The 13,112-nt window shown below is 38.0% G+C and carries 11 protein-coding genes; 1 reads left to right on the plus strand and 10 read right to left on the minus strand.

What is annotated here, in order from left to right:
- Positions 1–195: 195 nt before the first annotated feature.
- On the plus strand, positions 196–1,068 hold the full coding sequence (locus tag EMTOL_RS06270; RefSeq protein ID WP_015028428.1) for a helix-turn-helix domain-containing protein: 873 nt from the start codon (positions 196–198) through the stop codon (positions 1,066–1,068).
- Positions 1,069–1,121: 53 nt separating this feature from the next.
- On the opposite strand, the gene EMTOL_RS06275 is transcribed toward EMTOL_RS06270, so the two are convergent.
- The 10 genes from EMTOL_RS06275 to EMTOL_RS06320 form a co-directional block, all read right to left on the minus strand.
- Positions 1,122–2,240 (minus strand): alpha/beta hydrolase family protein, encoded by a 1,119-nt coding sequence (locus EMTOL_RS06275; RefSeq protein ID WP_015028429.1) that lies wholly within the window; start codon positions 2,238–2,240, stop codon positions 1,122–1,124.
- Positions 2,241–2,369: 129 nt separating this feature from the next.
- Positions 2,370–3,473 carry a 5-methyltetrahydropteroyltriglutamate--homocysteine S-methyltransferase gene (locus EMTOL_RS06280; protein WP_015028430.1) on the minus strand — a complete coding sequence of 368 codons (1,104 nt, stop codon included), beginning with the start codon at positions 3,471–3,473 and terminating at the stop codon, positions 2,370–2,372.
- A gap of 222 nt (positions 3,474–3,695) precedes the next feature.
- Positions 3,696–4,994 (minus strand): MFS transporter, encoded by a 1,299-nt coding sequence (locus EMTOL_RS06285; protein ID WP_015028431.1) that lies wholly within the window; start codon positions 4,992–4,994, stop codon positions 3,696–3,698.
- Positions 4,995–5,053: 59 nt separating this feature from the next.
- Positions 5,054–5,575: a DUF3237 domain-containing protein gene (locus EMTOL_RS06290; RefSeq protein WP_015028432.1), complete on the minus strand. Its 522-nt coding sequence runs from the start codon at positions 5,573–5,575 to the stop codon at positions 5,054–5,056.
- A gap of 36 nt (positions 5,576–5,611) precedes the next feature.
- A complete protein-coding gene (locus EMTOL_RS06295) occupies positions 5,612–6,844 on the minus strand; it encodes a flavin-dependent oxidoreductase (protein ID WP_015028433.1) in 1,233 nt (410 codons plus the stop codon).
- Positions 6,845–7,000: 156 nt separating this feature from the next.
- Positions 7,001–7,996 (minus strand): zinc-dependent alcohol dehydrogenase, encoded by a 996-nt coding sequence (locus EMTOL_RS06300; RefSeq protein WP_015028434.1) that lies wholly within the window; start codon positions 7,994–7,996, stop codon positions 7,001–7,003.
- Positions 7,997–8,150: 154 nt separating this feature from the next.
- The gene (locus tag EMTOL_RS06305) at positions 8,151–9,446 is read right to left on the minus strand and encodes an MFS transporter (RefSeq protein WP_015028436.1); all 1,296 of its coding nucleotides are present in this window, start codon (positions 9,444–9,446) and stop codon (positions 8,151–8,153) included.
- A gap of 73 nt (positions 9,447–9,519) precedes the next feature.
- Positions 9,520–10,386: a 4-hydroxyphenyl-beta-ketoacyl-CoA hydrolase gene (locus EMTOL_RS06310; protein WP_015028437.1), complete on the minus strand. Its 867-nt coding sequence runs from the start codon at positions 10,384–10,386 to the stop codon at positions 9,520–9,522.
- Positions 10,387–10,477: 91 nt separating this feature from the next.
- Positions 10,478–12,271 carry a feruloyl-CoA synthase gene (locus EMTOL_RS06315; protein WP_015028438.1) on the minus strand — a complete coding sequence of 598 codons (1,794 nt, stop codon included), beginning with the start codon at positions 12,269–12,271 and terminating at the stop codon, positions 10,478–10,480.
- Between the two features lie 31 nt (positions 12,272–12,302).
- The gene (locus EMTOL_RS06320) at positions 12,303–13,088 is read right to left on the minus strand and encodes a crotonase/enoyl-CoA hydratase family protein (protein WP_015028439.1); all 786 of its coding nucleotides are present in this window, start codon (positions 13,086–13,088) and stop codon (positions 12,303–12,305) included.
- Positions 13,089–13,112 lie beyond the last annotated feature (24 nt).

The raw sequence follows: 13,112 nt of genomic DNA on the forward strand, positions 1-13,112 counted from the left end.
AGTCAAAAACTTTCTTGGATAAATCAAAATAATACTTGTACAAATCAAACATAAAATTTATTTGCGATTTGGAATTTACGATTTGAGATTTTTAATTTTTATCTAATAATGAATACTTTATGAATATAAATTAATATTTTAATAATAAACTACTATCTTTAATAAAGATTTTATGACGTTATTTTCAAACATTCAATGAAAAAAGGATTAGTACAATTTGGGGGGCTTTACGGTGATACACAATCAGTGGTTTTTCCGAATTTTTTGCATCATGAAATGCTCGAAACTCGAAGCAAAATTTATGATTGGGAGATAAAAGAACATCTCCATACAGAACTCTTTCAAGTTTTTTTTATTGATGAAGGAAATGGAATTTTGATTTCGGGTGAAAATGAATTAAAAATTGAAGGACCAAGTATTATTCTAATTCCAGCGAATACCGTACATGGATTTGTTTTTCAGCCAAAGGTAATTGGTGAAGTCATTACTTTTTCGGAATCCTTTTTAGAGAATATCTTCAAAAATTCTCCCAAAATCTTGATGGAAACAATGCAACTTAAAATTTTAAATTTTGGTAAAGAAAACTCAACTTTCGACCCAATCATTCAATATAGAAAACAAATTTTAAATGAGTTAATTGATGAAAACCCTGAAAAACGCAATGTCATTCAACTGTTATTTCAGCTTTTATTTATTCAGATTTACCGATTCAGTATCTTAGAAAAACAAGAAATTTCGGTTTCTGATAATCGAATGCTCAATTATTTCAAGGCATTTCAGAAGAATATCAAACAAACAATCACCGAAACAAAATCCGTAGAAGCTTATGCAAAAGAATTAAATATAACGGCTGTTCATCTCAATAGAATTTGTCAGGCAATTGTCAAGAAATCGGCCTTACAAATTATTCATGAATACCTCATTGCTGAAGCAAAAAAATACCTTTTGAACACTCATTACTCTATTTCAGAAGTATCCTATTTTCTTAATTTCAAAGACCCAGCTTACTTTACACGCTTATTCAAAAAACAAACGGGCGTTTCGCCGAGTGAGTTTAAAAAGATATAAAAAATGGCAACCGAAGTCGCCATTTTCAATTAAGTAGAATTGTGTTTTAATGCTTACTCCATAAAACCAGCTTGGGTTTTCTGACCCGTTTTTACCCAATTGCGAAGAGCATCGAAGGCTTTGCCAGTTTGTTCATTCGTAAAATTACAATGTCCTTGTCCATTGGTATATTTTACACTAAAATATTGCTGTTTACCTTGCTTCTGAAGCAAGTTTTCGTAGCTAACAATCGCCAAATCGGCTGGAATTAATTGGTCATAAATCGTATGAAGAGCCAAAGCAGGTTTATCAATGATACCCGTACGGTCATATTTATCGAACAGCGTATTTTGACTTACTGTGGCAGCCAATCGCTCAGCCTTCTGATTAACCAAAAGACTATTCGGAAATCTACCGTAAACCGTATTGGTATTATCGTAAGGGTTTCCGCCCGCTTTTTGTGCAATATCTCTCAAAACACCTTCTCCAAATACAAGTGCAAAAGCCAAATCATCGGGTTTCATATCAAAGTGCTTGGCAAATTCTACAGCCAATAAAGAATCTTTCGCATAGATTGCTTTTTTCATCACAACTGCTTTACGAAAACCTGCTTGCATCGACATAGGCTCCTTAGGTGCTTTCGAACTATCAAAAATATCGTATAATGAGGTAGCAATTCCGGGGAAAAGCCCATTGAAAGTGGCAAACATATCAAATTCTTTGCGAGTCTGAAGATAAATTCGTCCAGCCAACGGACACATTGGTAAGCCTCCGTTATAGTTTTTTCCGAAATTTTCGAGTGTGGCTAACGTAATTCCTCCACCCATTGAGTGGCCAGTCATGAAAGTAGAATCGGGCTGACCATATTTTTTCACGAAGTATTGACGTAAAGACTCTGTATCATCAACACCACGTGCCAAAGCCAAACCTTGATTGCCATAATCAGAAGCCGCTACGGCAAAGCCTCTTTCCAAAAAAGGAGCCATTCGCTTCGGGAAATCTGGATTTTGACTTTGTGCTGGCTTCGAACCCATAAACTCGTATCCGTGAGCATACATCACCAATTTTCCTTTCCAATTTTCAGGAAAAAGGATTTTGTATTTTGCCCCATCAATACTTCCTGTATCGGTTTTGGCAATATTTTGAGCAAAAACTACCTGCGTGAATAATAACAGAGTTAGGATTTTTTTCATGGTACTTTTGGTCAGTGATTTTAGCTATTAGCTCAAGGTATTTCCAAAAACTAATCGCTTATTTTGAAAGTAAGTTTTATAATAATAGGTTAGTACGCAGGTCGAATCCCTAGAGATTCGACCTGCAAATTATGCTTCTCCCCAAACTTTTAGGGCTGTATTTACAACTAAATCTAGCTTACGCCATTGGTCGTCGTGGCTCATATCATTTCCGTGATGTGTTGAAGAAAAACCACACTGTGGACTCACACAAAGGTTTTCGAGTGGTGCATATTGTGCAGCTTCATCAATGCGTTTGCAGAGGTCGTCAATGTTTTCGAGCTCTCGTTTTTTCGATGAAACTATTCCCAAAACAACCTTTTTGTTTTTCGGCACAAAGCGAAGTGGTGCGAAATCGCCCGAACGCTCATCATCGTATTCCAATAAATAACGGTCAACATTGATTTCGTTGAAAAGAATTTCAGCAACTGGCTCATAACCACCTTCAGCAAACCAAGTGCTTCGGTAATTTCCACGGCAAAGGTGAATTCCAACTGTTAGATCAGCAGGGCGATTATCAATAACTGAATTGATAAGGGCAGCATACGTGCGTGGTAGTTCATTTGGGTCTTCACCACGTTCGGCAGCAGCAGCACGCATTTTAGGATCGCATAAGTAAGCTAAGTTTGTGTCATCTAATTGCAAATAACGCAAACCAGCCTCATATAAATGATTAATTTCTTCACGATAAGCGGCGGCTAAATCGGCAAAGAAAACGTCCATATCAGGATATGAGTTGATGTCAATTGATTTACGACCGCCACGAAAGTGAATCATTGTTGGCGAAGGAATGGTTACTTTTGGTGTTTGCGTAACAATTGATTTCAAGTAGTTAAAATCAGCCACCTGAATATCTTTTACGTGCTTCAATTTGCCTGTTACACTCAATACAGGTGGTTTAAAACCATCTTCTGCTACTTTTGCATTAGGGTTTGCTTCGATTCCACCAGTAACCGTCACTCCTGCCAATTCTTTCAAGAAATCGAGGTGGAAATAATCACGACGAAACTCGCCATCTGTAATGGCTTTCATGCCCGTTGCTTCCAGTTTCTTTACGGTTTCTGCAATGGCAGCATCTTCAATCACCCTTAGTTCTTCGGCCGAAATTTGACCTAATTTCCATTTATTACGATTTTCTTTCACTTCTGGGCTTCTTAATAAACTACCCACGTGGTCGGCTCTGAAATTTGACATTTTCTTTGACTATTTTTATGAACTAAATACAATTATTTTTGACGATAAATTATGTCGTCCCTTCGGGATTCGGTTTGACATAATACTATTTTTATAATCCTATCATCCTTTCAGGATTATTAAAATGACTCAAATCTTGAAGAGATGATATGATTGTAGCTATTAAACGAGAAAATCACCTTGAATCCCGAAGGGATGCAATACGAATGTTTAAATCATCTTTCAGCTTATTTCCTTCGAGTCGATTCTTGAAGTAATAATACCCGCAAGAGCAGCTGGTAAGGCAAAAATTAAGAAATTGGTTGCAATTCCTAAACCCGCAGCAATCAACACACCTGCTAATGCTGGGCCAACGATTCCGCCTAGACGGCCTGCTCCCATTGCCCAGCCCACACCTGTAGTGCGGAATTCAGTTGGGTATAATCTTGCTGAAAGAGCATAGAGTCCAACAAAGCCACCTTGGATGCCAAAGCCTAAAAGTGCAAAAATCAGTAGGACTACATCAGAGCCAACAAATAATCCAAACGAGGCCATTAAGACTCCTGTAAGCACTAAAATCACACCTAATGTCTTTTTTAAACCATATTTGCTCGAAAAATAGCCTTGTGTAATTATTCCAAAAAAAGCTCCAACATTGAAAATTGTACCCGCATAAATAGCCAATTCCATCGAAAGGCCTGCATCTTTAGCTAATTTTGGAATCCAGCTTGTAAGGAAGTATAAGGCCGCAAATGCCATAAACAAAGCCGCCCAAAGCTGAATTGTTGGTTTTTTGAAATCAGATTTCAACAGTTGGTCAACTGGTAACCTTGATTTTATTTTTTCAACATTGGGTAAAGAATCTATTGTCGGAATATTCATTTTTGTTAAAATCTTATTCAATTTTTCAAGAGCATTTTTAGGTTGTGCTCGGAAGTAAAAATCAATTGATTCGGACAAAAACAATAAAATTAGAGGTACTGAAAACATGGAAGCTATGCCCGCAATGCGAAACATATACTGCCAACCATCGGTAGGAATAACTTTAGCAGCCACCAAACCCGAAGCAACTGCTCCAACTGGATAACCCGAAACCACAAAACTTACCCAAAAATCACGGGTTTTATTGGGTGTATATTCAGAAGCTAAAGAAGCAGTACTCGCCAACATACTACCAATACCAAGCCCACTAATAAAACGATAAATTAATAAATGACTAATTGAAGTAGCGTATGAGGTAAGAAAAATACATATACCCATGATAATACCGCTAATGAGAATGATATTTTTTCTACCAATTTTATCGGCAAATGGTGCTAAAAAGAGTGTACCAAGTGTCATTCCGAAAAGACCCGAACTGAAAACTGTTCCGAGTGCAGCGGGACTAATATCCCAATCTTTGGCAATGGCTGGTGCAGTGTAAGAAATAACCAATACATCCATACCATCAAGCATATTCATCAAAAAACAGATAATAATGGTAGAGTATTGAAGGGCAGTCATCGGGTTTTTATCGATAAAAGCCTTGGGGCTTAAATTCATGTGCTTATAATTGTTAAGGTTGAATATTTATTTCGAATAAATCATTATTTACTAATCTATCAATTCAATTTCCAAACTTGAATTGCCACATTATCAGGATTTCTAATGCCTTTACAAACAAAAATAGCATTGTTCATCCATTCGTATTTACCCTGTGGTGCTTCAAATTTGGGAATCGCACGGAAATAATACTCTGATGGAGACACCTGTTCGCCTCTACCTATGCGAGCTGCCACTTCGGGCGTTGCTACTCTCATCCCTGTATTTTTTATATAAATAATTACGCCATCATCGGTTTTGATTTGATAGTGAGCTTCTAATTCTGCTACACCATCTTTTCTTACAATTTGCCAATCGGCTCCACCATCAAGGATTTCTCCTTTTATCTTCGGCCCTTCAAAAGTTCCACCTACGATTGGAATGATTCTACGCATTCCGTGAGGAGTATCACCCACAACATAAGGCGGTTTTAATTTTACCTTTAATTCACAAACAAACTCAAGTGACGGTGCCTCTGGGGCATTTTGAGCGGAAATTTCCATTGAAATAAATAGAGAAAGGAAGAAAAATAAGCGTTTCATAGTTTAAATAGGGGAAAAATTATCAAGCCAAGTTAGCTATTTTTTTTGATTTAATGTTTGAATATCAAATCCAGCTACTTTTTTATAATTATCCATTACGGCTGCCAATTTATCGTGAGGTACTTCTTCGGGCAAAAATCCATTCGGAAACCAGTCTTCCATCATATCCATAATTTCATCGGGGCCTTTGGCTCTATTTTGCAGAACTACCTTCGCCGCTGCAGGTACTCTTTCCTTATCGTATTCGATTAATGCTTCTTCTATACTACTTGTATTTTTCAAACATTCTGTGAGGCAATCAGCATCTAAAATGGCTTGAGAAGCTCCGTTTGAACCAATTGGATACATTGGGTGAGCAGCATCGCCAAGGAGCGTAACCCGTCCGAACGTCCATTTATCTAAAGGATTTCGGTCCGACATCGGAAATTCATAGACTGCCTTTGCACCATCAATCATTTTTGGCACATCCAACCAATCGAAATTCCAAGTTTTGTAAATTTCAACTAATCGAGCCTTATCGGCCTCACGATTCCAATCACGAGCCGTAAGTTTAGATTTTCCTTCTTTCAGATTTCCAACCCAATTTACCAAGCAATTTCCATCGGCATCGGGTTTTCCAATCGGATAAACCACCATTTTCTGACGTAAGCTACCAATCATTGCCATAGAATTTCCATTCAAAAAAGGCTTCATGATGGTGGTGCCTCGGTAAAGCACATTTTCTGAATAGACAGGAGGACCTTCATTAGGATATAATTGCTGACGCACAACTGAATTAATACCATCAGCCCCAATCAAAATATCGCCTCTTTCTTCATGAATCTTCTCACCAGTTTCTTTATCAATAAAATGGGCAATTACTTCATGTTGGTTTTGCTCAAAATGACTTAAATGATGATTTTTAGTAATTGTTTCGACACCCATTCGCTCAACAACCTCATCAAAAAGAAGCATTTGCAACACCCCACGATGTACTGAGAATTGCGGCCATTTATAGCCAGCAAATCGACCACGAGGTTCTGTCCAGAATTGTTGGCCAAATCTATTAAAATAGACTAAATCGCTTGTTTCGATGGCATTTTGGGCAATTTTTTCTTGCAAACCCAGATTTGTAAGCACACGCACACAATGCGGGAGTATATTGATACCCACGCCAAGCGGTTTTATTTCTTTAACCGATTCAAAAACCTTTACTTCAAAACCTGCTTCATGCAAACTTAATGCAGTTGTTAAACCACCAATCCCTCCACCGATAATGATTACTTTCATATTAGTCTCTATTCTTTACAATAACTCGAATAGTAAATTGTAATTTTTCAACAAAAATCTATATTTTTCTTAGATAAAAATATGCAATTTTAGACTGAAAGTAAGCAAAATCAATCAATTTAAAGTTTGGAAATTAGAAAAAGGCTCAAAATATCCTTAAATCTCAATTATTATTTTACTTTCTGCCCCAATAGCTGCTTTTTCGAGGGCATTTTGCAGGTCATGAAATGGAGAAAAACTTGATATAATTCGATGAGGTTGAATTGTTTTATTACGAATTAGTTGAATTGCTCGCCTAAAATCGGTCGGATGATGATAAATGATTGATGGTAAAATAGATATACCCTCACGAGCAATCTTAAGCGGTGTAAAATTTGCTTGCTTTTCTGATAAGCCCACCAACACAATTTCCGAGCCACGGGGAGCTGCTGCGGCTACTAAAGATGCGGTTGCGGCCGAACCAGCACACTCAAAAACAGCCGAAACATCGTTTTCCTCCCAAAGTTTATTTAGCGTATCAGCATCGCCATTGGCGGCAATTGCACCTTCTTCAACGGCCATTTGTAGTTTTTGTTGATTGATTTCGCTTACAAAAACGTTGTATCCTAAACGTAAAGCCAAATGATTCAGCAACAAGCCAATGGCTCCTAAACCAATAATTGCGATGGTATCTCCAGGCTTAGCCGACGAAGTGAATAGAGCATGAACACCAACAGCCATTGGCTCGATACAAACCGCATCAAGTTCGTCCATTTCCGCAGGGACTACCCAACAATAATCGGCTGGTACACAAACATATTCAGCAAAACAGCCATTTTCAAGTAAACCAATGACACGTTTGTTGGAGCAAATATACCCTTTGCCATTTAGGCAATGTTTACAATGATTACAGGCAATATTGGGTTCAATAACCACTTTTTCGCCCACTTTTCTATTGTTTACTCCTTCCCCTAATTTGTCAATGATACCTAAACCTTCATGCCCGATAACCGTAGGTTTGTTGAGTAAACGGTGCCCCAAAAACAAATGTACATCCGAACCACAAATGCCAACTTTTGATAGTTTCACGCGTACTTCGCCTCGCTTGGGTTCTGGAATTGCAATTTCTTTGAATACAATTTTTTGGGGTTCTTCTAAAAATGCTGCTTTCATTTATAGTAATCATTAGAATAATTTGAATTTTCCGAATGACGAATGAATCGAATTTAAATTTCTTGAAATATAGAATTAACGTAAGAGCTAAATTATTTAAAACACAAGAAATTCGGATTATTCGAAAAACTCTACTCTCGAAATATTCAAAAATTTATAATTTATCTGATCTAATAGCCCAAATACACACGCCCATCATGAGTAGAGGTATTGAAAAGGCAATAAATAATGCTTGAATACTTAAACCTAAGTCTGAAAAATAGCCAAAAACCAAAGGACCTAAAATTGCACCAACTCGGCCAATTCCTACTGTATATCCAACACCAGTTGTTCTGATTTTTGCTTCATAAATACGTGAAAGTGTAGGCCAAATACCATTGAAGCCTCCTTGTACAAAGAAGCCAATTAACAAAACTAAAATAAAAATTAGGGTTGTTGTAAGGGTAGAAAAAGCGTAGGTTTGCATGACTACAAATGCTACCAACATAAAGGTAAAAATGGTTTGGCGAAGGCCAAATTTACTACCAATTGCTCCAACCGATGCCGAACCAATAGCCGCACCAATATTGAGCATAATACCAACCCACGTAGCTAATTCAAACGGAAGGCCAGAGTCTTTAGCAATCGTTGGCACCCAACTCATAAGCGTGTAGAGTGTCATAAAACCAAAGAATGCCGCTACCCAAACTTTTATAGTAGAATTTTTATAAGTATTTGTAAATAAAGCACTTACACCAACCTTTTCTATAGTATTTTCTATTTTCGGAAGTGATTCTAAACTTGGCTGATTAAGTTTTATGAGTAGTTTATTAGCTGCTTCAAGGGTATGAGCATTTGGATTATTGAACATAAACTCAAGCGAATCGGTCATGAAAAAGTAAACCATCAACCACATAAGCAACGAAACACAGCCCGCTCCGAGAAACATGGTATGCCAACCAAATATAGGGATAAATTTAGCACAAAGTAAGCCCGTAAGTATTGCTCCAATCGGCCAACCTGCTTGAACTAATCCAACATTAAAATCACGGTATTTTTGATTGGAAAACTCTGCGGCCGTAGCTGCCATCGTTGGTAAAATTCCACCAATGCCAAGTCCTGTAATAAATCTCAACAGGAGCATTAGACTATATTGCTGACAAATGCCCACACTCAACATTCCAAGAGCAATCATTCCAACAGAAATCAAGAAAATTCTTCTTCTCCCAAATTTGTCAGCTTGAGGAGCAATTAAAAAAGCACCGAAGGTCATTCCTGCCAATCCAGCACTAAAAATATAGCCCATTTCGGTTTTCGATAGTCCCCAATCTTTGATGATTTCGGTACTTGAAAACGATACTATGAGTACATCAATGCCATCATTGAAATTTAGAATAAAACAAATAGCTACCATGAGCCACTGAAAGGAGGTCATGGGGCGGTTTGAGAGTTCGGTTAGGTTGTTTTTCATTATTTAGAGGAAGGGTATAAAAAAATAGAACTTACTGAAGTGTAAATTCTATTGGAGGTGTAAAGCTATAAATTTATTTCAACCCAAGCATTCTGATTGCGTTTTCTTTTAAAATCAAGGGCTTTACTTCTTCTTTGAAACCTGCGTCTGCAAAATCCTTCATCCATCTTTCGGGCGTGATTAATGGAAAGTCTGTTCCGAAAAGCATACGATCTTTTAGCAAAGTATTGGCGTATTGCACCAATTGTTTCGGAAAATATTTCGGCGACCAGCCGCTCAAATCAATATAAACATTGGGTTTGTGCATGGCCACACTTAAAGCTTCATCTTGCCAAGGCCAACTTGGGTGAGCAATAATTATCGGACAATCAGGAAAATCAATGGCTACATCATCGAGGTGCATCGGATTGGAATATTCTAAACGCAAACCACCTCCTCCACGCACGCCTGAACCAAAACCCGAATGTCCCGAATGAAACAACATAGGCAATTTATACTCGGCAATTACTTCATAAAGATGATAGGCCATTTTATCTTGTGGATAAAACCCTTGCACAGTTGGATGAAATTTGAAGCCTTTAACACCGTAATTTTCAATCAAATTACGGGCTTCTCTTGCTCCCATTCGTCCTTTGTGGGGGTCTATACTCGCAAAGGCAATCATCACATCATCGTTTTTGAGAGCAGCCTCTGCTACTTCAATGTTTGGGATTCGGCGTTTACCCACATTATGCTCAGAGTCAACCGTAAACATGACAAAAGCTAAGTTATTATCTCGATAAAAATCAGCCGTTTCTTGAATAGTTGGGCGTTTATCTGATTTGAAGTATTTGGCAAATGCTTCATCTAATTCAGGACGAAAATCATCATGTGGTTGGCAGCACGAAACCTCTGCGTGGGTATGTACATCTATGGCGATTACTTTGTTAATATCAATCATTTTGTATTCGGAATTATATAGGGTCAATTTCTAATGTAAGATAATATTCAAACTATATTCTGCTAAGTCTGCGGTAAGATTTTCAAACGACTTAATACATTTCATTTACCAAATCAGCTCTATGCTTTAAAACTGCTCGTTGATTCAATGAACCTTTATCAGTTATTTCTCCTAAATCTATTGATGGTGGGTCGAAGGCTATCACATACTTTCTAATGGCCGTCGAACTCCCTGTTGAGGTTTTATTAAACTCCTCGAGCCAATTATTAATAAATGCCTTGACCGAATCGTGTTGAAAAGCTTCTTTATTTGATATTTCGGATTCCAAATTAGCTAATTTTCTACAAGCATCAGCATTTAAAAATAAAATTGCACCAATATACTCTTTATCTAAACCAGCCAAAACAACATCTTGAATAATAGGTGAACCCGTAGAAATAACTTTTGCTTTCAGCACCCCAACATTCACCCAAGTACCCGTAGAAAGTTTGAAATCTTCAGCTATTCGCCCATCAAAAACCAAACCTTTATCAGGGTTATTTTCATCTAAAAACTTCACCGCATCTCCCGTTTTATAATAGCCATCTTCATCGAATGCGGCTGCCGTTGCTTCGGGGTTTCGCCAATAACCTTTGGTTACATTCGAAGCTCTATAACGGGCTTCCACTTTATCGCCATCGGGTACAAGTTTTACGTCCATTCCCGCCACAGGTACACCTAAAAGTCCAGAAAATGCACCTCCCCAATTCGCAAACATCGCGGAAGGTCCAGACTCCGTACAACCTAAACCCGTAATTATTGGAATTTTCACGCCGATGGTTTCAAGGGCTAATTCTTCTAATCGGTTCCAAACGGGTTGAGCCAAGCTCGCTCCAGCATAAAACAATATATTTAGATTTCGAAAGAAGTTTTCTCGCAAAGTTGGTTCATTTTCAAGATACGGAATGAGCATTTCAAAACCTTTGGGCACATTAAAATAAGCCGTTGGAGAAATTTCTCTTAAATTCTGTACAGTTTCTTCGATACCTTTGGGCGTTGGTTTACCATCATCAATCAGAATTGTTCCACCATTATAAAGTGCCAAACCAAAATTATGGTTACTTCCAAAAGTATGATTCCACGGTAACCAATCAATAAAAATGGGCGGCTGCTCCTGCATAAACGGCAGCACTTGCGTAATTTGTTGTAGATTCGCACACCACATTCCTTGATGATTCATCACACCTTTTGGTAAACCCGTTGAGCCAGAAGTAAACAAAACTTTAGCAATCGTATCGGCATTTACTTTAGAAGCAGCTTCTTCTACATCTGCTGTTGCTTTTACTTGAAGCATTTCTTCAAAATGAGTACCGATTATCCCATCAGCCGTAATAATTACAGCATCTGGGAAAAGTGACTTTGATAACTCAATGGCTTTATGATATACCTTTCCACTTTGGGCAAAAATCACCTTCGGAGTCATGAGTTCGAGGCAATGTTTGAGCTTACCAAAATCATCAGAAACCAACGAATAAGGCGGCGAAATAGGCGTATAAGTAATACCTATATGCACCGAAGCCAACACCAAAAGTGCATGTTCGAGGCTATTTTCTGAAAGAATCACAACTGTTTCATCGGGCGAAAACTCAAGATTTAGCAAATATTGAGCAATATTTTTTACCTTTTCTAGGGTTTCGTGATAAGATAAATTAACCCAATCTCTCGTAAGTGGGTCTCTTCTACCAATAAAAGTATGGTTAGGTTTTATTTCAGCCCATTGCAGCAATTTATCAGTAATTTTTATTGGAAAATCCGCTAATGTCTGCTGATTTCCAAAATGAACAATGCCGTTTTCGAGCTGTTTTTTATAAGTTTTAGTAGGGCCGAATGAGGTATTTTTATACATTTTTATTCTAAAGTTTTATGCCAGAAATAAATCACTCTCCAACTTTCTTAGCTCTTCCTTCCAAGAAATCGGTCAATCTTTTCTTGGCTTCGGGGGCATCGGCCGAAATTGCTGCGATTAAACTTTCCATCATCAAACCTTCGCTCTGACCCGAATCTACAATTTTAGGCAAGACGTGCATCAATGCATAATTGGTCATGCCTGCATTACCCGAAATTTTCTTGGCTAATTCAATACCTTTTTCGAGTCCTTGCCCTTCTTCTACCAAATATTGAGCAAGACCAATGCGTTCGCCTTCTTCGGCTTTATATACTCTTCCCGTAAACATCATATCCATCATGCGAGCCATTCCAATCAATTTTGGTACACGAACCGAAGCTCCTCCGCCCACAAAAATTCCTCTTTGCCCTTCTGGTAAAGCATAAAACGTACTTGACTCTGAAACTCTAATATGGCAAGCTGAAGCTAACTCAAGTCCACCGCCCACAACAGCTCCGTGCAAAACAGCTACTACAGGAACAGGCCCAAACTGCACTTTATCTAAAGCACGGTGCCACATTCTTGAATGATAAAGCCCTTGCACAGCATCTCGTTCACGAAGTTCTGAAAGGTCGAGACCAGACGAGAAATGCTGCCCTAAACCATAAATAATGGCACAACGAATATTGGAAGGAATATTTTCGAATACTTTTTCGATGCCTAAAACCAAATCATCATTGAAAGCATTACGCTTCTGCGGTCGATTGATGGCAATTAAAAGTATTTCATCACGAATTTCTAATTTGATTGATTCGGTTGGCGAAGTGAGTTCTTGCATTGATTTAGACAAAAATGAATTGTT

Source organism: Emticicia oligotrophica DSM 17448, from assembly GCF_000263195.1.
GTDB lineage: Bacteria > Bacteroidota > Bacteroidia > Cytophagales > Spirosomataceae > Emticicia > Emticicia oligotrophica.